Annotated in this window: 21 protein-coding genes and 3 tRNA genes; 5 read left to right on the top strand and 19 right to left on the bottom strand. The window is 62.7% G+C overall.

Going from position 1 to position 22,806, the window contains the following annotated elements; genetic code table 11:
• Nucleotides 1-3: 3 nt before the first annotated feature.
• From asnB (N536_RS0127120) to N536_RS40920, 3 genes are read right to left on the bottom strand one after another with little or no spacing between them, the layout of a single operon-like run.
• The gene (gene asnB / locus N536_RS0127120) at nt 4-1,905 is read right to left on the bottom strand and encodes an asparagine synthase (glutamine-hydrolyzing) (protein ID WP_029116484.1); all 1,902 of its coding nucleotides are present in this window, start codon (nt 1,903-1,905) and stop codon (nt 4-6) included.
• Nucleotides 1,893-3,299 carry an oligosaccharide flippase family protein gene (locus N536_RS0127115; RefSeq protein WP_029116483.1) on the bottom strand — a complete coding sequence of 469 codons (1,407 nt, stop codon included), beginning with the start codon at nt 3,297-3,299 and terminating at the stop codon, nt 1,893-1,895. Before N536_RS0127115 ends, asnB (N536_RS0127120) begins: the two co-directional genes overlap by 13 nt.
• Nucleotides 3,299-4,162 (bottom strand): class I SAM-dependent methyltransferase, encoded by an 864-nt coding sequence (locus N536_RS40920; protein WP_051574791.1) that lies wholly within the window; start codon nt 4,160-4,162, stop codon nt 3,299-3,301. The genes N536_RS0127115 and N536_RS40920 overlap by 1 nt, the downstream gene beginning before the upstream one ends.
• Before the next feature lie 565 nt (nt 4,163-4,727).
• On the opposite strand from N536_RS40920, the gene N536_RS0127105 reads away from it, so the two are divergent.
• From N536_RS0127105 to asnB (N536_RS0127095), 3 genes are all read left to right on the top strand, one after another.
• Nucleotides 4,728-5,750: an NAD(P)-dependent oxidoreductase gene (locus tag N536_RS0127105; RefSeq protein ID WP_029116482.1), complete on the top strand. Its 1,023-nt coding sequence runs from the start codon at nt 4,728-4,730 to the stop codon at nt 5,748-5,750.
• 137 nt (nt 5,751-5,887) lie between these two features.
• On the top strand, nt 5,888-6,886 hold the full coding sequence (locus N536_RS0127100) for a glycosyltransferase family 4 protein (RefSeq protein ID WP_155948742.1): 999 nt from the start codon (nt 5,888-5,890) through the stop codon (nt 6,884-6,886).
• 116 nt (nt 6,887-7,002) lie between these two features.
• The gene (gene asnB / locus N536_RS0127095) at nt 7,003-8,853 is read left to right on the top strand and encodes an asparagine synthase (glutamine-hydrolyzing) (RefSeq protein ID WP_029116480.1); all 1,851 of its coding nucleotides are present in this window, start codon (nt 7,003-7,005) and stop codon (nt 8,851-8,853) included.
• 80 nt (nt 8,854-8,933) lie between these two features.
• Here the strand turns inward: asnB (N536_RS0127095) and N536_RS0127090 are convergent, their stop codons facing one another.
• The 4 genes from N536_RS0127090 to N536_RS41805 form a co-directional block, all read right to left on the bottom strand.
• Nucleotides 8,934-9,941: an NAD-dependent epimerase/dehydratase family protein gene (locus N536_RS0127090; RefSeq protein ID WP_029116479.1), complete on the bottom strand. Its 1,008-nt coding sequence runs from the start codon at nt 9,939-9,941 to the stop codon at nt 8,934-8,936.
• Between the two features lie 73 nt (nt 9,942-10,014).
• Nucleotides 10,015-11,487, bottom strand: a complete 1,473-nt coding sequence (locus tag N536_RS0127085; protein WP_155948741.1) for an undecaprenyl-phosphate glucose phosphotransferase — start codon at nt 11,485-11,487, stop codon at nt 10,015-10,017.
• A 27-nt stretch (nt 11,488-11,514) separates the two neighbouring features.
• Entirely contained in the window at nt 11,515-12,708 is a 1,194-nt protein-coding gene (locus tag N536_RS0127080; protein ID WP_029116477.1) for a glycosyltransferase family 4 protein, read from the bottom strand.
• 33 nt (nt 12,709-12,741) lie between these two features.
• The gene (locus tag N536_RS41805; RefSeq protein ID WP_029116476.1) at nt 12,742-15,066 is read right to left on the bottom strand and encodes a UDP-glucuronate decarboxylase; all 2,325 of its coding nucleotides are present in this window, start codon (nt 15,064-15,066) and stop codon (nt 12,742-12,744) included.
• Nucleotides 15,067-15,506: 440 nt separating this feature from the next.
• Between N536_RS41805 and N536_RS0127070 the strand changes: the two genes are divergently transcribed.
• Nucleotides 15,507-16,208 carry a low molecular weight phosphatase family protein gene (locus N536_RS0127070; protein WP_197040239.1) on the top strand — a complete coding sequence of 234 codons (702 nt, stop codon included), beginning with the start codon at nt 15,507-15,509 and terminating at the stop codon, nt 16,206-16,208.
• A gap of 53 nt (nt 16,209-16,261) precedes the next feature.
• Here N536_RS0127070 and N536_RS0127065 read toward each other — a convergent pair whose 3' ends face one another.
• Entirely contained in the window at nt 16,262-16,927 is a 666-nt protein-coding gene (locus N536_RS0127065; protein WP_029116474.1) for a M15 family metallopeptidase, read from the bottom strand.
• Between the two features lie 108 nt (nt 16,928-17,035).
• On the opposite strand from N536_RS0127065, the gene N536_RS0127060 reads away from it, so the two are divergent.
• Entirely contained in the window at nt 17,036-17,983 is a 948-nt protein-coding gene (locus N536_RS0127060) for an endonuclease/exonuclease/phosphatase family protein (RefSeq protein WP_029116473.1), read from the top strand.
• Between the two features lie 18 nt (nt 17,984-18,001).
• Here the strand turns inward: N536_RS0127060 and rplA are convergent, their stop codons facing one another.
• The 11 genes from rplA to N536_RS0127005 all read right to left on the bottom strand — a co-directional run bounded on the left by rplA (nt 18,002) and on the right by N536_RS0127005 (nt 22,690).
• Nucleotides 18,002-18,709 carry a 50S ribosomal protein L1 gene (gene rplA / locus N536_RS0127055; RefSeq protein WP_029116472.1) on the bottom strand — a complete coding sequence of 236 codons (708 nt, stop codon included), beginning with the start codon at nt 18,707-18,709 and terminating at the stop codon, nt 18,002-18,004.
• A gap of 76 nt (nt 18,710-18,785) precedes the next feature.
• Nucleotides 18,786-19,214 carry a 50S ribosomal protein L11 gene (gene rplK, locus N536_RS0127050; RefSeq protein ID WP_029116471.1) on the bottom strand — a complete coding sequence of 143 codons (429 nt, stop codon included), beginning with the start codon at nt 19,212-19,214 and terminating at the stop codon, nt 18,786-18,788.
• Between the two features lie 40 nt (nt 19,215-19,254).
• Complete coding sequence (nusG, locus tag N536_RS0127045) at nt 19,255-19,986, bottom strand: transcription termination/antitermination protein NusG (RefSeq protein ID WP_197040245.1); 732 nt, start codon at nt 19,984-19,986, stop codon at nt 19,255-19,257.
• Nucleotides 19,987-20,143: 157 nt separating this feature from the next.
• Nucleotides 20,144-20,572 (bottom strand): preprotein translocase subunit SecE, encoded by a 429-nt coding sequence (gene secE, locus N536_RS0127040; RefSeq protein ID WP_029116469.1) that lies wholly within the window; start codon nt 20,570-20,572, stop codon nt 20,144-20,146.
• Between the two features lie 69 nt (nt 20,573-20,641).
• Nucleotides 20,642-20,714 (bottom strand) — tRNA-Trp (locus tag N536_RS0127035).
• 135 nt (nt 20,715-20,849) lie between these two features.
• Nucleotides 20,850-21,362, bottom strand: a complete 513-nt coding sequence (gene hadC, locus N536_RS0127030; protein WP_029116468.1) for a (3R)-hydroxyacyl-ACP dehydratase subunit HadC — start codon at nt 21,360-21,362, stop codon at nt 20,850-20,852.
• Between the two features lie 2 nt (nt 21,363-21,364).
• Nucleotides 21,365-21,793 (bottom strand): (3R)-hydroxyacyl-ACP dehydratase subunit HadB, encoded by a 429-nt coding sequence (hadB, locus tag N536_RS0127025; protein WP_029116467.1) that lies wholly within the window; start codon nt 21,791-21,793, stop codon nt 21,365-21,367.
• Entirely contained in the window at nt 21,780-22,256 is a 477-nt protein-coding gene (gene hadA / locus N536_RS0127020; protein WP_029116466.1) for a (3R)-hydroxyacyl-ACP dehydratase subunit HadA, read from the bottom strand. The genes hadB and hadA overlap by 14 nt, the downstream gene beginning before the upstream one ends.
• Nucleotides 22,257-22,308: 52 nt before the next feature.
• Nucleotides 22,309-22,476, bottom strand: a complete 168-nt coding sequence (rpmG, locus tag N536_RS0127015; protein ID WP_011558336.1) for a 50S ribosomal protein L33 — start codon at nt 22,474-22,476, stop codon at nt 22,309-22,311.
• A 36-nt stretch (nt 22,477-22,512) separates the two neighbouring features.
• A tRNA-Met gene (locus tag N536_RS0127010) sits at nt 22,513-22,586 on the bottom strand.
• 31 nt (nt 22,587-22,617) lie between these two features.
• Nucleotides 22,618-22,690: transfer RNA gene (locus N536_RS0127005), tRNA-Thr, on the bottom strand.
• Nucleotides 22,691-22,806 lie beyond the last annotated feature (116 nt).

Here is a 22,806-nt window from a genome sequence, read left to right as displayed (position 1 = left end):
TCGCTAAGTGCACGCCTGCGGAGCCGTCGCATCCGACTGGGGTGATGTCGCGGGGTCATCCATGAAGGTCCTGAACCATTGTTCGAGACAAAGTAGCGCCCAGATCGCTTCCCCATAATTGACCGCCTTTGTGCTGCGATGCGCTTTGAGCAGATCCTGGACGAACCGTGGGTCGAAGATTCCTCTTTGGTTCGCCTGCGACGAAGTCAGTAAATCGTAGGCGTAGCCATTGAGGTCAGTTCGGAACCACTGCTCGAGAGGTACGCCAAAGCCCATTTTGGGACGTGCGAGAATTTCGGCGGGTAGCAAGTCAGCCGCGAATTTCTTCAGCAAGTACTTGAGAACACCGTTACGCATACGAAGCGTAGACGGTAGCGATGAGACGTACTCGGCGAGGCACTGGTCGAGCAGTGGTGCTCGCGTCTCAAGCGAATTCATCATGCTGGCTTTGTCGACCTTCACGAGGATGTCATCGACGAGATAGGCCCGTGAATCTACGCGTTGCATCTGAGTCGTTACATCTAGATGCGAAGCGGCACGGTATTCGCCAACCAGCCGTTCGAGCGGGTCATGATTACGCACGTGACCGTAGTAGTCGTCGCTATACATCAACGAACGCGCATAGTTGTGAAAAGTGGTGGTGCTTTGTGTACACCGCAGAGCTGGATCGCTAAGCAACAATCGGAGACGGTTCTTTCCGCGCATTCCGCTCGGCATGACCGAGCTACCGTACTTGAGAATCAAACGAACGAAGAACGGCATACGCTCGATCAAATACTCGCGCCGATACGGTGAATAGCCTCCGAAGATCTCGTCTCCACCATCACCCGTCAAGGCCACTGTGACGTGCTCACGGGCTAATTTCGAGACGTAGTAGGTGGGAAGCATCGATGGATCTGCAAAAGGCTCGTCGTACGCCCATACCAGTTCCGGCAGAATGGAAATGAGATCGGGCTCTACCACAAATTCGTGGTGCTCAGTGCCGAAGTATTGTGCGACCTGACGCGCATAGGGAAGCTCTGTGTAGTTTTCTTCCGCGAAGCCGATCGAGAACGTTTTCACTGGTTGAGACATCATCTGACTCATCAGTGCCACGACGACGCTGGAATCGATACCCCCACTGAGAAAGGCCCCTAATGGCACCTCGCTCATGAGTCGCATCTGCACTGCGTCGCGAAGAAGATCACCTATCCGTTCAACCGCGGTCGCCTCGTCGTCGTGGCTTGTTGGCGTGAACGGAAGTTCCCAGTATCTCTTGACGTCAACTATTCCATCTTCATACGTCAGAATATGTGCGGCAGGTAGCTTTCTGACGCCTTGGAAGATGGTGAGTGGGCTTGGTACGTACCGATAAGCGAGGAATTCGTCGAGTGCGATCGGATCAACTTCTCTGGGTATGCCCGCTTTCAGAAGAGACTTGATCTCAGATCCAAAGATGAATCTATGCCCATCCCAGTAGTAGTTGAACGGTTTCTTGCCGAAGCGGTCTCTCGCCGCTAGCAGACGTCGGCGCTTCTTATCCCAAATGGCGAAGCTAAACATCCCCTGTAGATGCTTCACACAATCATCGCCGTATTCCTCGTAGGCGTGGATGATCACTTCAGTGTCGCTATTAGTCCGAAAAAGATGCCCGCGATGCATGAGCACCTTCTGGAGATCACGATAATTGTAGATTTCCCCGTTGAAGACGACCAGGGCGCTTTCATCCTCGTTGAAGATGGGCTGGTGACCGAGGGATCGGTCTATGATCGCGAGGCGCCGCATGCCGAGGGCCACCCCATTGCCCACCCAGGATCCCTGTTCATCAGGGCCACGGTGCCGAATTACTTGGCACATCGCGTCGATGAGCGATTCCGCCTCGTCGTCGCTATGCCCCACATCAATGAATCCCGCTATTCCACACATTTATTGGGACCCCTTCGCTGATGACCATTCCGGCCGGCTGAGACAGGGACGTTCGGGGACGCGGTTGCTGATGCAGACCCCTTACTCCTCCACCTTCCCCGGGCAATTGCGTTGAGCGTCGTCAGAGCCAAGAGTCCATAGAGCCACGACGAGGTGTGGGCCCACACCAGTCCCATAGCGCCGAATCGGCTGGCCAGGAAGAACGCTGTACTCACGAGGACGATTTCCTTTGGTACTGAGTAAACGAGAGCCGCCTGCCAGAGCTTTCCACGGCCTGGAAACGCATAGAAGGTCAGTGTCGCGGCGGCCTCGAACACCGCGCACAGCATTAGCCACCGTAGTAACGGTGCGCCCTCCGTGAAGCCTGGTCCGAACACGGCCATCACGTGATTCGCGCCAATTGCCAATGGCGTCGCCAGAACAACGGCAACACCGGTGCCCGCCAGTAGGACGATCGTGTGGGTGCGTCGCGATGCGATCACGTCGCCTTTGGCAGACAGGGTCGATAACCGAGAAAGCAATACGTTCCCGAACTGTAACGGGACGAACGTCACCAAGGTCTTGATCAAGAACGCCGACGTAAACACGCCAAATGCCCGCGTGCCCGCATGCGTAGTCAAGATGGCGTTGGATAGCCAGATCGCGAGCATCGTCGCGACTCCGCACATAAGGGTCGGTATCGCGAAGTGACGAATTTCCCGCCAGGTCTCCCGAAGTCCAATATCTGGCGCGCGCATGAAGAACGATGTCCTGCGAGCGCGTAAGCCCACGGCTCCGATGGCCGCACGAATCATGAGCGAAAGCAGAAGACCTACCATCGCGCCCGTCGCTCCAGCAATCCACGCGCCTACTGAGGCGGCCGCCACCAAGCTAAGTGCTCCTGCTACGGCAACCCTGACGAGACCGCGGAAATCGGACAGCCCAGCCATGGCGCCAACCTGATAACTGGCGAGAGCGGCAAACGGCAGAGCGATGCCGGCGATGAGGATCGGTGTTTGGACGCTAGGGTCGTGAAATAGATGTTCGGCGAGGAATCTGGAGCTACTGGTTATGAAGATTCCGGCCACGACGCCGGACAGCGAGGCAACGATCAGACAAAACCGGTGGATACTTGCCGCCCGAGCCGGCGCGAGGCCTGCGTGTCTGGCGAGCATCGCGTTCGCGACGAATCCGAGACTGAGGCTGGAGAGGGCACCGAGTGTGACGACGGTGCTCTGGCCCACTACATATCGCCCGAACGAATCACCCGTCAAGATGCGAGTTAGGACGACGGCAGTGAGGAAAGTTGCCCCTTGTGTGGCTGCTGCCGCCACGAGGTTCAAGCCGTAGTCGCTACCCCGGGTCAGCACACGATTGACTGTTCCCCGCAGCGACACGCGAATACCGGAGACCATCAACCCTTTATCAGCACATAACGCTGGCTGATCAATGACAGCAGGCTGAGTGCGGCGCGTCCCAATCCAATCGTTTCAGCAGCTCGAAACAATGCGTATGCGCGGCCCACATTCTGACGCTTGATGCCCTCTCCCTCATGGAATTCGATGGTTACATTCGCCTCTCTTGCAGCCCGCCGTAGCGCTTTCTTGGTGGGGTAACTACAGAACCGCATCGTTTCCACATTCAGGGCGAGCGTCTCACGCCAGCCAAGGCCCTTTTGCCGGGGGGAGCGGACGCCGAGCCATGCCCAAAGCGCTAGGTACCACCTGAAACGGCACAACGGGATGACCGGCACCGAAATGTGGCCCTCGATAGGGTGGTTCGGCCCCGGGAAACGGTGAACCGAAACGGCTCCCGGCCGCAAGACGCGGACGATTTCCTGCATCACTTGGGGCAGATTGAAGACATGTTCGATGACCTGATCACTGATACAGAAGTCGAAATGGGCGTCCGGAAATGGCAATCGATAGTCATCTAGGCTTACCGTCTTGAGTCTCGCCGCTATCTCACTGGGGGGTTTCTCCCTCTCTTCCCAGAGGATCTCGATATCGCGATCCCAGAACTCGAGCACGTCTACGCCCCATGCGTCGAATCCCATGTCGAGCAGGGCCCGAACTGAATCCCCGATACCACAGCCGAAATCGAGCACGCGCCCACCCGGACGAAGGTCGGAGGGGTAAGAAGTGGCGAAGTCGACATGTTGCTTCACGAGTTCGGCGATGGTCGCTTGGTCGGGTTCCGAGACCTTGGCGAGGCTCGATTGGAGAGTTGCCAACGCCGTCTGATCGCTGAATGGATCCTTCCCGCTGAGCTTCGCCACGCGTACTCCCTTCCTCGGGCGGCCGGAGGCTGGGACGTCTCCGCTTTCAAGAAATCGGTCCGCTGGTCGGCCAGCCACGCTTGAACGCGTTCGCCCCCGCAGTAGCCGTGCTTCAGTCGGCTGGCGGCCTGCCCCCGTCTGCTTCGCGGGAAGAGCGGCCGATTTAGTTCAATTCCATCGCGTACCGGATCCAGCTTGCGCGCTCATCGTATCGGTTTGCTGGACGAGCCACATGCGGAATCGATTGAGATTGTGAGCAAACTCCTGCCACATAGGCGAGGGGTAACCTCCACCGCAGATGGCTTCGTGAGCTAGGGAACCTTTCGACCACTAAGAACACAGACGGCTACCACACCGCGCGATGTCGCGCCCACATATCGACTTTGCGCCACAACCCTTCTGTCTGCCACAAGACGCCGAGAATTACTGGCTCTCCCTGTTAGGCTCGACGCGGAGTTCAGGGGGATCAGTTGGCACGCCCAGCACTGTTGCGAATCGACGTACGAGGCCTTGAGTTCGACACACTGCGGGGGGCAGCTGGCGAACTCGACGTTCGGGTGCCACGGTGAACGTCGTCGGTGAACGCACGGCATCCAACATCCGCGGGGCGCGGGTCTTCGTCACGGGCGGTTCCGGTTTCATCGGGCGCGCCGTAAGCAGACTTCTGATGAACGCCGGCGCGGAAGTCCTCAACTTCGACTTGAAGCCCTGGCCTGGCGTCGATTCGGGGCCCAGCACCGTGATCGGTGATATCGAAGACGCCGACAAGCTATCCGCCGCATGCCAGAGCTTCGATCCCTCTTGCTTCATTCATCTCGCTGCTTTCGCGTCCGTGACAGCGACATCCCGGGATGAATTCTCGAGCATCTGGAACGGGACGCGCATGGCCGCGAAGGCGTTCTGCGATGCGACCCGGCCGCAGCGCTTCGTCAATATCTCGACCCAGCTCGTGATCCGTCCTGGCCCGCAGCCGACAGACCTGTACGCCTACGACCCGTATACGCGCTATGGGGAGGCCAAAGCAGAGGCAGAGCAGTTCCTCCAGACGCTCGACCGCCCATACGCCGCGGTCCATGTCCGTCCGACCGTCATCTGGGGGCCGCATCACCCGAGCTATGCGAGTTCGGTGATGCGCTATGTCGAGAAGGGCTGGTACCTGCATCCCGACACAGCCCGCCCGGTGGTGCGCACCTACGGTTACGTCGACAACTGCGCGGGACAGATCATCAGTGCCGCATTCTCTGAGGCCGTGGCGGACGGCGACGTTCTCTACGGTGGGGACGAGGCAATCGACTCCGCGCAGTTCCTCGACGGCATGTCCATGGCACTACGCGGAAGGCCGGTACGCCGGTTCCCGGCGGCCCTACTGCAACGCGCCGGCGAGGCGGGAACGCTTCTGCGCCGCGTCGGTCTGCCCTTTCCACTAGATCGCGAGCGCGTGATGCGAATGTCAACCGATTACGTGGTACCCCTCGAGGTCACGCATCAAGCGATGGCGTTCCCCTACGTGCCCTTCGATGTCGCCATGGGTCGCACCGCGGATTGGTACAAGGCTGGCGCAAAGCCCGCCTGGAGCCCTGAGCCGTGATCATCCGCGGCGGCACCGGCAGGACTCGGCGGCGCGTTCTCGCGATTGGGCCGTTCCCACCGTTCGTCGGTGGCGCAGCGAAGAACACTGCCATCGTTTGCAATGCGCTCGAGGCACGCGGGGCGCAAGTATGCCGGTTGGCCACCAACAAGACCCGCTCACGCGCCGAGCACACTCGCTCGCTCTCGATCTATGCCAACAAGACACTGGGTTTCGCGAGCAATATAAGGAGGATCGCCTCGACGCGTGCCGCCGCCGCTGGTGCGACCGTCTACCTCGTCCCCGACGGGGGCCCCGGCGTGGCGTTCTCAGCTGCCTATGCGCGAACAGCCGCTGCGAGGTTCCCGCGGCTGGTAATTCACCATCGAAACTACAACCACATCCACAATCGATCCCGTTTCATGGCACGGCTTCTGCGCACCGCGCCCGACAAGACGCTGCACGTCTTTCTCGACCCCGTCATGGAGGACAGATTCAAGACCGTCTATCCGGCGGACTTCCGTTCCATGTACGTGCCCAACGCGGCGACCTGTGACCTCGAACTGGCCGCGGGGCCCGATGCAAGCGCGCACTCGCCCGTCACTGTGGGCTTCCTCAGTAACTTGGTGGAGGACAAGGGCTTCGACGTGGTCGCCGACGCGTTGCCGAAGCTTGCCGAAAAGCTCGGAGCCGATGCGCGTTTCCTGCTCGCCGGTCGCCCGATCGGGAGCAGGAACGAGGCGCGGCTGACGGCCCTGCAGCGCACACTCGGTGACCGCCTCGACTATCGCGGCGAAGTGTTCGGTGTCGCGAAAGCTGCTTTCTTCCAGGCATGCGACGTGTTCGTCTTTCCGACTCGGTTCAGTCAGGAAGCCCAACCGAACGTGCTCTACGAAGCGATGGCCGGTGGGGCCGCCATCGTCTCGACCCGTTGGGCGGGTGTTCCCTGGGTTCTTCAGGACACGGTCAGCCGGATGATCGAGGCCGGGCCGAACTGCACTGAGGACCTCGTGGCGGCCGTCGAGGACCTCGTCCGCTCCGGTGAACTGCGAAATGCGCGCACGCGCCAAATCGAGGCGTTCCGCGCCAAGAAGTCTGACGCCGACGCACGCTATGCGCAGCTTCTTGATTACGTTCTCGGCGAGGCGAGCGTCTGAGCCCCTAGACGGCCCGGCCCGCACAAGACGGTGCCGGCATCATCGTGACGAAGGATCCATGTGGCCAATCGGAACGTCCGTAGTTCACCGACGCGCAGCCTCGGGCGCTGATACGGATGTGCGGAATAGTCGGACGGCTGAATTTCGACGGCACACCGGTAGACGACGTCGCCCTGACTCGAGCGCGAAACACACTCTCCAACCGCGGCCCCGACGGCGCCGGCACCTGGACCGACGGCGCCGTCGGACTAGCCCATCGCCGACTTTCCGTACTTGACCTGTCCGAGCGTGGCGCGCAGCCCATGCATGATGCTGACGGCGCGCTAGTGATCACCTTCAACGGCGAGATCTACAACTTCCGCGAGCTGCGCAAAGAACTCGCCGCCGCAGGGCACCGCTTCGCGACGCAGACCGACACCGAGGTGATTCTCGCCGCATACCGCGAATGGGGTGTGGAGTGCCTGCACCACTTCAACGGCATGTTCGCCTTTGCGCTGTGGGACGGACATCGCCGCCGCCTTTGGCTCACGCGCGACCGCCTGGGGGTGAAGCCCCTCTACTATGCGCAGGACGGGCGGCGGATCGTCTTCGGTTCAACGTTGAAGGCCGTGACGGCATTCGCAGACGTCTCACGTGAAATCTCCGCCGAAGCGACGGACCTCTTCTTCCAGATGTCGTATATCCCTGCACCCCATTCGATTTACCGTGCGGTGCACAAACTCGAGCCTGGAACGTGGCTCGAGTGCGGGGCCGACGGTTCGACCCGCGTGGAGAGATACTGGTCGCTCAGCCCGCGCGGCACGGCGTCAGTGGATAGCACCGCGAGCGCGGCGGACGCACTCGAGGAATTGCTTGACTCGAGCGTGCGCTACCGGCTCATCAGCGACGTCCCCGTCGGGGCATTTCTAAGTGGTGGCATCGACTCGTCCACAGTGGTCGCTCTCATGTGCCGTAACTCGGATACGGTGCGCACCTTCACGATCGGCTTCGACGAGACGGAGTTCGACGAGTCGGCCCACGCACGCGAAGTAGCGCGCCGCTTAGGCACGCGCCACGAGGAACTAGTGCTGCGCCCCGGCGACTTGCTGGCAATCGCCAAGGAAGTGCCCGAACATTACGACGAACCTTTCGCAGACGCATCTGCGATCCCATCGCTAGCGATTGCGCGGCTCGCCCGTACAGAGGTGACCGTCGCATTGTCCGGCGACGGCGGTGACGAACTGTTCGCCGGCTACCCCTGGTACGGCCGACTCGCGGGCTTGGACCCATGGCGCCGACGCAGCGCCTTCGCCGCGCCGCTCCTGCGCGCGACACCCGCGCTGCCGTTACCTCACAGTGCCGCAATGGGACTCGCCGCTCTAGCCCAACCGAGCACCAGCGACCTCTACGCTTACATGCGCGGCCCACTCAAGAGGCGGCCATACCGCGGCGTCGTGAGCGGCTTCGCGGCGGGCGCCGCAGACTGGTTCGACCATCGGCTTGGTTCCGAAGTACCGGCGGGCACCCTCATCGAGCGCTACATGGATCTCGACCTGCGCTCGTACCTCGTCGACGACATTCTCGTCAAGGTTGACCGAGCGACCATGGCGCACGGACTCGAGGCACGCAATCCGTTACTCGACTATCGAGTCGTCGAATTTGCGCGGGCGCTGCCGGGATGTCTTCGCACCGGGAGTCTCGGACAAAAGCAAGTGCTTCGACAGGTACTCGAGCGAATGCTACCGGCGGACCTCTTCGCACGACCGAAGCAGGGTTTCTCCGTGCCGATCCGCCAGTGGTTCCGCGGCCCGCTCGAGCCCGCACTACGCCAAGCGGTGCTGGGCGGCTGGTTGACTTCGACCGGATTCTTCCGCCCAGGCTCAGTGGCCAAGTTGGTCGACGAACACTCGAGTGGTCGCCGCAACCACGAGAACTTCCTCTGGGCCATCTATGCGTTCGAGCAATGGTACGTGCGCTACGGAAGCTGAACCGGCACATACCCGACCTTGTACGCCGACATGGCAGTCACCGATACCGTTGCCCGCCTTGATGATTCACCGGAGGTCACTCAGCCAGACAGAACCGCGGCATGCCGTCCGCTACGGGTCGACAACTGGTCGAAGATCCATCGATACGTCCGCTCCAGGCCATCAGCAAGCGTGATCGACGGCTCCCAACCGTAGACTTCCCTGCACATCGCGTTATCGCTACTGCGACCCCGGACGCCAAGCGGTGCGTCCAATTTGTATTCTCGGCTGACCGACACGCCAGCGATCTGCTCAATGATGTCGACCATCTGGTTGATGCTCACCAACTCCGAGCTACCAACGTTGACCGGTAATGCGCTGTCCCCCGCTGTAACTCGTAGGGTCCCCTCCACGCAATCGTCGACGTACATGAAGCTGCGCGTCTGCTCTCCGTCACCCCAGATCTCGATTTCGTGATGGCCGCTTAGGACCGCCTCGGCGATCTTGCGGCACAGGGCAGCAGGGGCCTTCTCACGGCCTCCGTCGTAACTGCCATGGGTGCCATAGACGTTGTGATAACGAGCAACGCGGGTCTCGATACCGAAGTCTTCGCGGAAGTGCCGGCACATCCGCTCACTGAACAACTTCTCCCACCCGTACCCATCCTCGGGCATTGCAGGATAGGCGTCACTCTCCTTGAGTGGCGTGACATCCGTCTGCACCTGCTTGTCGACGTTGTATGCGCACGCAGAGCTGGCGTAGAAGTAGCGTTGCACGCCGGCGCCTCGCGCCGCCAAGAGCAGATGGGTGTTGATAAGCACCGAAAGCATGCACTCTGCTTTATGGGTCTCGATGAAGCCCATGCCACCCATGTCGGCGGCCAGATTGTAGATCGTGTCGACGCCGAGAACTGCTTCTTGGCAGTCGGCGAGTTTCGACATGTCCAATTGCCGTCGTTCGACGCCTTTTGGAACCTGCGACCACTGATCCAACGGCTTGAGGTCAACGCCGATGACGTTGTTCCCTTCCTCACTCAGCCGTTTGGCGAGATGCCCGCCGATGAATCCCCCGGCTCCTGCGATCAGTACGTTGTTTCGTTTCCTGAACATCTAGATCCCCCCGGTTCGTCTTGCACTGAAATCTGTTGGTGGTCGGTCACTTGCGCCGGAGCGACGCATTGCGTTAATAGGCATTGCGGTCGGTGAACCCGCGCACCACGGTCATCAGAATGATCTTTATGTCGAACCACAAGGACCAGTGGTCGATGTAATACAAGTCGAACTCGATCCGCTTGCGCATCTTGTCGAGGGTGTCGGTTTCCCCTCTCAAACCATTGATTTGCGCCCATCCCGTGATGCCAGGTTTGACCTTGTGCCGCCACATGTATCGCTCTACCTGCTCGCGAAAGAGATCGTTGAGTTCGATCGGATGCGGACGGGGTCCGACGATCGACATATTGCCCTGCAATACGTTCAGGAACTGTGGCAGTTCGTCGATACTGGTCCGGCGCAACAGCCGTCCGAGGGTGGTGATCCGGGGGTCGTTGCGGGTCGCCTGTCGCGGGGCCGTTACGTTGACGGCCTCCCAGCGCATGGTTCTGAACTTGTACACCGTGAACGGCCGCCCGTCGCCGCCGTGGCGCATCTGGCGAAAGATCGCAGGTCCCGGCGACTCCAGCTTTATCGCCAGCGCAATCAGCAGCATGAACGGCAGGATCAGCACCAGGATGCCCAGCGCCAGCACACGGTCGAGCACGTTCTTGTCGAAGCGGTTGGCGCCCGAGATCGGCGAGTACGACAGGTTGAGCACCGGCAGCCCGACAACGTTCTCGGTCGACGAGTTGAGCAACTGGTAGCCGAATACATCGGGAATCATGCGGATGTCGATGGTCGAGTGCCGCAGCTCGTGCAGGACCTGCCGGATCTGGTTCTCGGCGGACAATGGCAGAACGATCCAGACCTGGTCGATCTCCTGCCCGACCGGGCGCTCGGTATTCTCGCCAAGAGTTTGCAGGGTACCTAGGCGTGGCAGCGGGATCCGTTCCGCCGCTTCAGGGTTCAGCGAGAAGTAGCCGACCGGCTTGAATCCCGAGTCGGTCTGCGCAATCAGGTGATGCGCGACGCGCTCGGCCAGCATGCCATCGCCGATCAGCGCGACGCGTGCCGTATCGAAGCCGCGGCGGTAGAGCGAGGCCAGAGTCGCGCGCAGCGCGACGCGCGCGCAGGCAATCTGCCCGAACGCAAGCAGTGGCCACACGGCTATCCAAAGACGCGAGTAGTAGGCCGTGGACTGCGTCACGACACCGATCGCGAGGAGCAGCAGAAAAGTCGCGCCGAGGCCGAAGGCAATCGGCCGCAGTTCGCTATCGAGCGACCGTCCACGCCACGATCGGTAGACGCCGAACCAGTTGAGGATGGCGGGCGCCACCAGCGCCGCGAATAGGATCGGCACCTCGTACAGGCTGTGCGGTGGCCAAATAACCGGGGCGTCGGGCCGCAGGGCGTCCGCCAGCAAGTTGGCGAGGATGCCGGCGGAGCCCACGCACGCCACGTCGACCAGTACCAGCAGCGACCGGAATGGCCCAAAGCGAGGGATGCGGCTGACACGCTCGTCGTTCGGTGAGCCGGCCAACATCGGCTCCAAGGAGAGGGTCACGATCCACCCACTTGCCGACTCGCCGCGTCAGGGCGAAGGAACGAGTGCATCCTCGAACTGGCGGCTGATTCGAACCATTGTGAATCGGCTTTCCGCTGCTGCGCGAGCACTTTTCCCCCCTTCGTCCACAAGGACTAGGTCGTTTCTGAGGGTCCTGGCCAGCCCGACGAATTCCTCGGGATCGCTGGAAGGACAGCACCTTCCGGAACCGGTCTCGGCGATGAGCTTCACCGCCTGGTTCTGCATCGGCGCCGCGAGGAGGATCGGACGACCCGAGCACAGGTAGGTGAGGATCTTCGAGGGCACGGAGAACACACCGGCGCTGTCCTCGAGCATCGCCACCAGGACGTTGGCGCTTCCCAGGACGTCGGGCATCGCCTCGAATGGTTGAAACGGCAGCAGCAGAACGTTGGTCAGCCCGGCCGCCGTGACGGCCTCGCGCAGCCAGTCGGCGCCGAGACCTTCGGACACGACCACGATCCGCACCCGCTCGTCGTCGCCGAATGCCTGTGCCAGCTCGAGTAGCAGCTTCGGGTTGTGCTTGAGGCCCATCGTCCCGGAATAGAGGAAGACGAAGCGGTGCTCGAGATCGTGCGCGCGGCTCCAGGCATTCGACTTGTCCCGCAGCGGCAGCTCGTCGAGCGGCGCCCAGTTCGGGATCGTCGTGATCCTCCCAGCAGTGAGTCCAGCCTCCTGCAGGAAGGGACGGAAATCCTCGGTGATCTGGATCGCGTGATCGGAGGCGGCAAGCAACGCGCGCTCCTTGCGCCGATACCAGGCGCCGACCGCCCGCCCGGCGAGGCCGTACTTCGCGCCCAGGATCTGCGCGACCCCGTAGCCGTACAGGTCCTGGACCCAGAACACGAAGCGAATGCCGAAGCGCGCGCAGGCACGCTGCGCGACGGCGAGCATGTCGAGCGGCGTGTTCGAGGCGAGGAACACGTCCGGGCGCTCGCGCTCGAGAAGTGCAGCCAACGCTCGGCCGTACTCCCGCTCCTGCTGCCAACGCCTGTAGTACGAGTACTTCGGGAACGGACGACCCAGATCGATGCCCTCGATCCGCAGGGTCGGCGGGTCTCCCGGCTCGCGCTGCAAGCGGCCCTTCGGCGACTCGAACGTCGCCATGTAGGTATGGAGGACCTGATGGCCGTGCGCGGCAAGCGCCCGGCTCAGCTGAACCTGGAACGGGTGGCCGGAGTTGTCGTGGACGTGAATCTTCATCGGATGCTGCTCATGGGGCGTTCGTGGGTGGTGTCACCAGCCGAAACCGACCAGTCGTAGACCCGACCCGACGAACTCCGCCTCTGGCAGGCAGTTTCGGCCGTCCAACACGAGGTCGCCGCGCATGGCCTCACGCAAACCGACGGGGTCGATGAGTTCGAATTCCGGCCACTCCGTCGTCACGACAACCGCATCGGCCCGGTCGGCCGCATCGTAGGCATCGCGGGTGAGCCTCACAGCGCCAAATTCGTCGGGCAGTACCTTGACGAGCGGGTCGAAGGCCGAGATCACGGCGCCTGCAGCCAGTAGACGCCGAGCTATGTCCAACGCGGGGGCGTCGCGCAGATCGTCCGTCCCGGGTTTGAACGTCAGTCCTAGCAGCGCGATTCGGCGGCCCTTGAGCATGTGAAGTTCGTGCTGCAGCTTGCGCACCGCGATCGAACGTTGCGCCTTGTTGATCTCGATCGTCGCGTGCAGGATCGACGGCGTGTAGCCGTACTCCTGACTCGTCGAGATCAGTGCGGAGACATCCTTGCCGAAGCAGGAGCCACCCCACCCGACACCCGCGTTCAGGAAGGCCGTGCCGATGCGATGGTCGGCGCCCACGGCAGGGAGGACCTGCCGGACGTCGGCGCCGAAGAGCTCGCACATCTGCGCCATCTCGTTGGCGAAACTTATCTTCGTCGCCAGATATGCGTTCGCCGCATATTTGATCATCTCCGCGGAGGCCAGATCCGTTGTGATCAAGGAGGACCCGAGACCACGCCGCCCGCCATCGAAGGATTGGTCGAGGACGGGCTGATACAGCTCGGCCACCCGTTCGACGTCCGCGGCGGCGCCTCCCAGCACGATCCGATCCGGATAGAGGAAGTCTTCGATCGCCGAACCCTCGCGGAGGAACTCCGGGTTGGAAACGACGTGGAAGGAGAGATCGCGGTTTCCCTCCAGCGCATCCTCCAGAATGGTGCGCGTCCAGTTGCCGGAGCCGACCGGCACGGTCGACTTGTTGATGATCACTGCCTCAGCGCGCAGGTATGGCGCCAAGGACTGGATCGCACTTTCGAGCTGCGAAAGGTCCGGCGATCCGTCCGGACTCGGTGGAGTTCCCACGCAGATGAAGACGAAGTCCGCGTCCGACAGGGCCTTCGCGGGGCAGTCGGTGAACTGCAAATGGCCCGTCGCCAGCGTCGATTGGAGCAACTCCGGCAGTCCGGGCTCGTGAAACGGCGTCTGGCCGTTGTTGAGTTGAGCGGCTTGGACCGTATTCGCATCCAGTCCGACCACGGAATGACCGAGGAACGCCAAGCAAGTCGAGGTGACTGCACCGACGTAACCGGTGCCGATGACGGCGACCTTGAGGCGAGGACGGTCTTCCTCGACCGGGATTCCGAACGATGCCGGCGAGTCGACCCATGAGGCGCGGTGTGCCCCGTGGCGGAACCAGGCGATGGTCTCCAGCAGACCGTCGCGTATCTCGACCTCCGGTCCCCAGTTGAGTTCGGTGCGCGCGAGCGTGATGTCGGGCCGACGCTGCGACGGGTCGTCCTGCGGTCGGGCGAGGAACTCCATCGGAGAGTCGGATCCAATGAGTTCGCAGACGAGACGGGCCAGTTCCAAGATGGTCATTTCGTTCGGACTGCCGATGTTGACCGGACCTGTGAGGTCGGAGAACAACAGCCGCAACGCGCCCTCTACCGTGTCGTCGACGTGACACACCGATCGCGTCTGGGTGCCGTCGCCCTGAATGGTGATCGGGTCGCCGACCAAAGCCTGGTTGATGAAGTTCGGAATCACGCGGCCGTCGTTCGGACGCATCCGAGGGCCGTACGTGTTGAAGATTCGCATGATCGCGGTGTTGACACCGTGCTTGGTCCGGTAGGACGTGGTGAGTGCCTCGGCGAAGCGCTTAGCCTCGTCGTAACACGCACGGGGGCCGACCGGATTGACATTGCCCCAGTAGGTTTCGGGCTGGGGGTGGACGAGCGGATCGCCGTACGACTCCGATGTCGATGCCAGCAGGTAGCGGGCACCCTTGTCCTTCGCCAAACCCAGGGTGTGCAGCGTCCCGAGCGAACCAGCCTTCATCGTCTCGATGGGCAGTTCGGCATAGTCGACCGGCGAAGCTGGCGAGGCGAAATTCAGCACGTAGTCGATGGGTCCTGGGATCGAGATGTACTCGCTGACGTCCGCCTCTATCAGCTGAAAACCCCTGCGGCCCTGTAGATGTGCGACGTTGTGAGCCGAACCCGTGACGAAGTTGTCGAGGCATACCACGTCCATCTCACGTTCTAGCAGGCGTTCCGCTAGATGTGAGCCGACGAAGCCTGCGCCTCCCGTAATCACCGCCCGTTGCCTCATATCCCCCCCCTAAAAGTTCAGCGAAGCACGCTGAAGAGTCAGTGCTGCAAGCCGACCGTTCTCAAACAACGACGTGGATCGGCCCTGCGAAATCCGAGCAGCATTGGCGCCGCTCGGTGTGCGAAATCGGCCCGGGCCGAGAGTGGGACGTGGTCGTTCAGCGCGCTCACCTCAACCCCCACTCCTGCTCCCCTGCGTGCGGCCCCCCGTGATCTGCCTCACGCTCGTGGGCCGAATCTATCACCGAACTGTGCGCCCAACAACAACTACAGCGAACTTCTTTCCGGCACGTCTTTGCCGCCACAATCAAATTTCAGCAACCGTTCAGAACCGTCAATAACCACCGATATGCTGGAACTCTATTGGACTGCGGGTTATCTAGTTATGGGATTATTTATCGCTCGCGTCAGTATTCGTGTAGCAACAGCAAATATCTGCGGATGCTTGCCAACTCCAGCTCTCCAAGAGAAGCGCACCCGGCTTCACACCGGAAGGGTCGTGGCGGCGTGGAGCTCCAGGAGGCCGGCTTCCGAAGATCAACCCGCCGGGCCCCTCGTAGCCGGGATACTGATGGAGGGTCACATCTGGCCCGACGCCGTCCAGGCCACGAACGAGGAGTCGCTCTGCACGTACTGTTCGTTTGCACTGGAAACATCTGTCGGTCACCCACGGCGGAACGGCTAGCCACGGCATACAGCGCGCGATTGAATGCCGGGAACTTCACAGCGTCGAGCGCAGGGACTCGCGCGGTGATCGCCCATCCGATTCACCATGAAGCGGCGCTAATTCTCGGGGAGCTGGGTGGTGACGCGTCTGGTTTCGCCGCGCGGCAACTCACGGCGAAGATCGCCTCCGATGCCGATCTCGTGCTCACCATGACGCGGGCGCATCGCGACGCTGTTCTGGAACATGCGCCACGCCAACTCCACAGAACCTTCACGCTGAGCGAGGCCGCCCGACTCGTTACCGACTACAACGCCCGAAACGTCGCCGACCTCGCGGCGCTGCGCACCCAGCTGGTCGCAGGCGAGCTCGTTGACATTCCCGACCCGATCGGTCGCAGCAGGGAAAGCTTCGCGATGGTCGGTTCGCAGATCGCCGACCTACTTCCGCCGATACTGGAGCTTTGCCGCGACGATTGATCCGGTCCGACAGTCCTGTCGCAGAAGGGCTTTCAGCCCGGCGCCAATGCCACTCAGCCCAGCGCAACGTCCAAGATCGGTCGCGGTGCGCCGGCACCTGGCCCGTCGAAGTGCCACCACTCCCCCGCGTACACCTGGAAACCGCCTGCCTCCATCGCCTTTCGCAACCGCGCCCGGTTTGCCTGTTGCTGCGCGGTGACGCCGTCGGTGGCGTAGGCGTGGGCGCGGGCCGAGAAGTCGTCGAAGTCGGTGCCCATGTCGACGGGCCATCCGTAGTGTGCGACGGCCATCGTCACGTCGACCGAGCGTCCCGATTCGTGGCTGCGCGCGTAGGTGCTCGGACGCGCCACCCAATTGGGATCCGGCATGGCTTCGAACATTCGGACCTGAACGTCGTGCGGGCGGTAGCAGTCCCAGAACACCAGAATCTCACCCGACTTGCGCAGCTCGTCGGCAGCGGCCACAAGGCCAGGAGCGAGGTCCCGGTGTACGAGGCAGCGGGCGTCGGCCGGATACAGCGGTTGTCCGACGAAGTTATTGGCGGTCGCGTAGCGCAGGTCGATGATGGCGTCCGGGACGACGCTGCGCACGTCGACCAATCCTGCGGCTGCGGCCTCGGGCGACACCGGGTCCGGGTCCGCGGCCGCGCTGCCAGCCGTGTTCCACGACAGGCAGGCGGCACCCAACAGTGCCAGCGTCCACCGGCAACAGGTTCCCATCCGCCAAGTGTGCAGCACCCGGCATGTCACCGGCGCCACAGCGCGGCGGGAAGCGGTAGAAAGTGAGGGCCACGTGAATCAGGGGGTCCGGTGAATACCGCCCGACGAATGACCGGCACCATCGTCGGCGTTCTGCTGCTGGCCATCGCCTGGGCCGCCTTCGCAGTGCGCTACACGCCACTGCCAACCCACATGTGGCTGTACGCCGCCGTCGCCGCACCGTTTCTTCTTGTCACTGCGCCGTTGGCGTTCATCGTGTTGTTGTGGGGAAGACGTTGGCTGCTCGGTGCGGTCGCCGCCGGCCTGACCATCGTCACGGTCGCCGTACAGATCCCGTTCTACGTCGCCGCCGAACCCCGAGGCGCGTCCGTCGCCGTCCGCGTGATGACGATCAACATGTGGGAGGGCCATGCCGATACGCAGGCAATCGCCGATCTCGCCGACGCCAGGGCGGACGTGTTGATGATTCAGGAGTTCACCCCCGACGCTCTTCGCCGACTCGAGGCGGCCGGGATCGACCGGACCTTCCCGCATCACCGGGTCGAGCCTCGACCCGAGGCGGCCGGGACCGGCATCTACAGCAGGTATCCGATAACGACGTCCGCGCGCATCGACGGACTACAGCGGGTGATGATCACTGCGCGGCTAAGAATCGAGGGCGTGACGATCGACCCCACCGTCGCGTCGGTACACCTAGCGTCGCCGTGGCCACACCGAATAGACGGCTGGCATCACGACTTCGTCGTCTTCCCGGGCATTCTGGGCCAGATTGCCAGGGACAACGACGCCGGCGCCATCATCATCGCCGGTGACTTCAACGCCACGCTCGACATGCGCCCGTTCCGTCGTCTATTGGCCGGTGGCTTCCGTGACGCGTCGGAACAGGCCGGAGCCGGACGGCAATTCACCTACCGAAGCAACTGGAGAATCCCACCGTTCATGGGGCTCGACCATGTGTTGACCCGCAACACGACCGCGGTGTCGACCGAAACGGTTACCGTTCCGGTGACCGATCATCGCGCGCTGTTGGCCACCGTGCTAGTGCCCCGCGCCTAAGCGCGGGGCCTCGCAGACTTACGCCTCGGTGAAGTTGCGCGTGACCGCCGGGTCAACCGGGATGCCCGGGCCGGTGGTCGTGGAGACGACGATCTTCTTCAGGTACCGGCCCTTGGACGACGCCGGCTTGGCGCGCAGCACCTCGTCCAGAGCAGCGCCGTAGTTCTCGACGAGCGCCGTCTCGTCGAACGACGCCTTGCCGATCACGAAGTGCAGGTTGGCCTGCTTGTCGACGCGGAAGTTGATCTTGCCGCCCTTGATGTCCTGCACGGCCTTCGCCACGTCCGGAGTCACGGTGCCGGTCTTGGGGTTCGGCATCAGACCACGCGGGCCCAGCACACGCGCGATGCGGCCAACCTTGGCCATCTGGTCGGGCGTCGCGATCGCGGCGTCGAAGTCGAGGTAGCCGCCCTGGATCTTCTCGATCAGGTCGTCGCTGCCAACCTCGTCGGCTCCGGCAGCCAACGCCGCCTCCGCCTTGTCGCCGACGGCGAACACGATGACGCGGGCGGTCTTGCCGGTGCCGTTGGGCAGGTTGACCGTGCCGCGGACCATCTGGTCGGCCTTGCGGGGGTCGACGCCGAGGCGGATCGCGACCTCAACGGTGGCGTCCTGCTTCTTCGACGACGTCTCCTTGGCCAGCTTCGCGGCCTGCAGCGGCGTGTACAGGTTGTCGCGGTCGATCTTCTCGGCCGCTTCGCGGTATGCCTTGCTGTTCTTGCTCATTGGATTCCAATCGGTTTCGTTGGTTGTGGTTGGTGCGGGCCGGAGCTGGCCCTCCCACGTCCTGCGGTACTGCTACTTACTTGACGGTGATGCCCATGGACCGGGCAGTGCCCGCGATGATCTTCGCCGCGGCGTCGATGTCGTTGGCGTTGAGATCTTCCTTCTTGGTCTCGGCGATCTCGCGCACCTGGTCCCACGTCACCGTGGCGACCTTGGTCTTGTGCGGCTCGCCGGAACCCTTCTGCACGCCTGCGGCCTTCAGCAGCAGCCGGGCAGCGGGCGGGGTCTTCAGGGCGAACGTGAAGCTGCGGTCCTCGTAGACGGTGATCTCCACGGGGATGACGTTGCCGCGCTGCGACTCGGTCGCGGCGTTGTACGCCTTGCAGAACTCCATGATGTTGACGCCGTGCTGACCGAGCGCGGGACCAACCGGCGGGGCGGGGTTGGCCTGCCCGGCCTGGATCTGCAGCTTGATCAGCCCGGTTACCTTCTTCTTCGGGGCCATGCGTGTTCGGTTCCTATTCTTTCTAGGGCAAGAATGCCAGTTAGATCTTGGTGACCTGGGTGAAGGTCAGTTCGACGGGTGTCTCGCGGCCGAAGATCGACACCAGCACCTTGAGCTTCTGCTGTTCGGCGTTGACCTCGCTGATCGACGCCGGCAGCGTCGCGAACGGGCCGTCCATGACGGTGACCGACTCGCCGACCTCGAAGTCGACCAGGATCTCCGGACGTTCCAGGCTGGCCTCGGAGGAGGCGGCGCCACCGGCCGTGCTCTTGGCCGGCTTCTTCGCCGTCGCGGGCGGCAGCAGGAACTTCACCACGTCGTCGAGCGTCAGCGGCGACGGCTTCGACGTCGCGCCCACGAACCCGGTCACGCCCGGCGTGTTGCGCACCGCGCTCCAGGACTCGTCGGTGAGCTCCATGCGCACCAGGATGTAACCCGGCAGCACCTTGCGGTTGACCTGCTTGCGCTGGCCGTTCTTGATCTCGGTGACCTCTTCGGTGGGCACTTCCACCTGGAAGATGTAGTCGCCGACGTCGAGGTTCTGCACACGGGTCTCGAGGTTGGCCTTCACCTTGTTCTCGTAGCCCGCGTAGGAGTGGATGACGTACCAGTCGCCGGGCCGCCTGCGCAGGTCCTTCTTCAGCGCGACGGCGGGATCCTCGTCGTCGTCCTCCACCTCGGCAGTTTCCACTTCGGCGTCAGCTGCCACTTCGGCCTCACCGGCGGCATCGTCGTCGACCGCCTCGGCGGTGTCGGTTGCCTGCTCCTCCACGGCCTCGTCGGCGGTCTCGTCAGCGGCGGAGTCCGCCTGCTCAACGGTCTCGTCGTCGACGATCACGTCGGACTCACCCGAGGGCGTATCGCCATCGAAGGTCGTCACGATTGTCAGTCCTCTCTAAGTTTCTTCTGCTCGTCACGCGTGTGCATGGTCAGCCAAACACCAGGCCGACGAGCTTGGCGAAGCCGAGGTCGACTCCGCCGATCAACGCCACCATGAACGCCAGGAAGACCAGCACCACGGTGGTGTAGCTGACCATCTGCTTGCGGTTCGGCCAGATGACCTTCCGCAGTTCGGCGATCACCTGCTTCAGGTAGTTCCAGACGTAGGCGAACGGGTTGCGCCGCGGGGCGTCCTTCTCGGCGGTCTTCTTCTTCTTGCCGGTGCCGTTCTTCGACGGGGTCTCCGACTCGGTGTCGGTGACCGAGTCGGTCGCGTCGCTGACGGCTCCGCGCCGCGACCGCTTGCCCGTAGGACGCTGCGGCCGGGTGACCACGGCGGTCTGACCGCCGGTGTCGTCGGTGTCCGTGCTGTCAGTGATGTCGCCTGCGGAGCCGGCACCATCGCGCTCGTCGCTCACCGCATGCCTTTCGTCTCAGGTTCAGGTGGTCACCATCCAGTGTCCACGCATGTCTAGTCTTCAGTTGAGCAGGGGCGACAGGACTTGAACCTGCAACCTGCGGTTTTGGAGACCGCTGCTCTGCCAGTTGAGCTACGCCCCTTCACGGTTGGCAGGCCAACCTGCGGCCTCACACAATTCGCGCGCTCTCCGAACGGTCGATCAGCAACCGACGGACAGCGCGCTGAAATGGGCGAAACCCCGAGGACCCAGTGTACAGCGGCCCTGGTCCGACTTACTAATCCGCACCGACCGCGGTTCGGATGACCTGGCCGGTCTCCGGGTCCCACTTCGCCTGGATCGAGTTGTCGCCCTCGTGGCCCATCAGCGTGGTGAAGGACTCCATCACGACGGTGCCGTCCAGTTCCGCGCAGACGTTGCGGGTCGTGACGATGTCGGCGCCGAACCGCTCGTCGACCGTTTCGACGTGCATCGTGCCGGTCAACGCGTCGCCGACCCTGATCGGCCGGTGGAAGAGGAACTTCTGATCGACCTGGACGATCTGCATGGTCTCCAGACCCACGTCGACGTGCTTGAAGAAGTGGTTCTGGATCAGGATGGCGAAGATCGACGCGAAGGTCAGCGGCGCGATGAGGGCGTCGTGGCCCAGTTCCGCTGCCGCGGCCTCGTCGAGCGTCGCGGGATCGTTGGCCTTCACGGCCCCGGCGTACTGGCGGACCTGTTCGCGCCCCACCACGAACGTGTCCGGGTACTTCCAGACCATGCCCCGAATGTCAGTCTTGAGTGCCACGGCTACGCCAGCTTCGCGGTCGCGATCGCGCGGCCGAAGATCTTCTTTCCCCCGGTGGTCGCCGACAGCGCGATGGTAATTGACTTGGACTCGGGCTCAACGGATTTCACACGTCCATTGAACACGATTTCGGCGCCGACGCCATCGTTGGGAACCGGCACGACCGCGGTGAAGCGGACGTTGTACTCGGTGACCGCGGCCGGATCGCCGACCCACGACGTCACGTAGCCGCCGCCAAGACCCATGGTCAGCATGCCGTGTGCGATCGCGGTGTCGAGGCCGACCTGCTTGGCGATCTCGTCGTCCCAGTGGATCGGGTTGAGGTCTCCGGAGACGCCGGCGTAGTTGACCAGGTCCGCTCTGGTCAATGGGATGACCTTCTCGGGAAGGACGTCACCCACCTTCACCGAACTGAACTCACGCAGTGCCATTGGAAAAGCCCTCTCCGCTGTCATCAGAACGACCCGCCAGGGTCGTGTACGTCTCTTGCACGGCGTCGCCGACGTCGTTGGTGATGATGTTCTTCGTGACGATGATGTCGGTGCCGTGCGCCTGCCGAACCGAGTGCACGTACACGTCGCAGTACAACCGGTCGCCGGCCTTGATCGGCCGCAGCATCTTCAGCTCCTGATCGACCTGAACGATCTGCATGTCGGTGATGCCGATGTTGGCGTTGGCGAAGAACGCCGTCTGCGCCTGGTACCCGAAGACCGAGATGAAGGTCAGGGGCGCCGGCAGCGAGTCATGGCCCAGCTTCGCCGCGACGGCCTCGTCGAAGTACGCCTCGTCGTCGTTCTTGACGGCGACGGCGTACTCGCGGATCTTCTCGCGGCCGACCTCGTAGAAGTCGGGGTAGCGGAAGTGCATCCCCACGATGTTCGGAGACAACGACACGGATTCAGTCACCTAACCGGTCGACCCTGAGCCGAAGCTCATGGGTCGTCCGTTAACGCGATTCCTTGTGCGCCCGGTGCGTCCCACAGTTCGGGCAGAACTTCTTGAGTTCCAGCCGGTCGGGATCGTTGCGGCGGTTCTTCTTGGTGATGTAGTTACGGTGCTTGCACACCTCGCACGCCAAGGTGATCTTGGGCCGTACGTCAGTACTTGAGGCCACGTTCTCGTCCTTCTTCGTTCTCGCGTTGTCGTCTTGTAGCGGTGGGGGGGCTCGATCCCCCGACCTCACGATTATGAGTCGTGCGCTCTAACCAGCTGAGCTACACCGCCATGCCGGGTGCCTTTAGCCAGGCGTCCACCGAGCCCCCTAACGGAATCGAACCGTTGACCTTTTCCTTACCATGGAAACGCTCTACCGACTGAGCTAAGGGGGCCTGACCCCCAGCTCGGACATCGCCTGCGCCGTGGGCCTTAAAGAGGGTACATTCTCGCGGTTTCGCTCGCCAAACCGCTGCTCACGGACCGACCCGCGACGGCCTCGGAAGAGCAC

The sequence above is a fragment of the Mycobacterium sp. URHB0044 genome, assembly GCF_000620625.1.
Classification (GTDB): domain Bacteria; phylum Actinomycetota; class Actinomycetes; order Mycobacteriales; family Mycobacteriaceae; genus Mycobacterium.
Note: the sequence above shows the minus strand (reverse complement) of the source record. Positions and strands in the feature narration are given on the sequence as shown.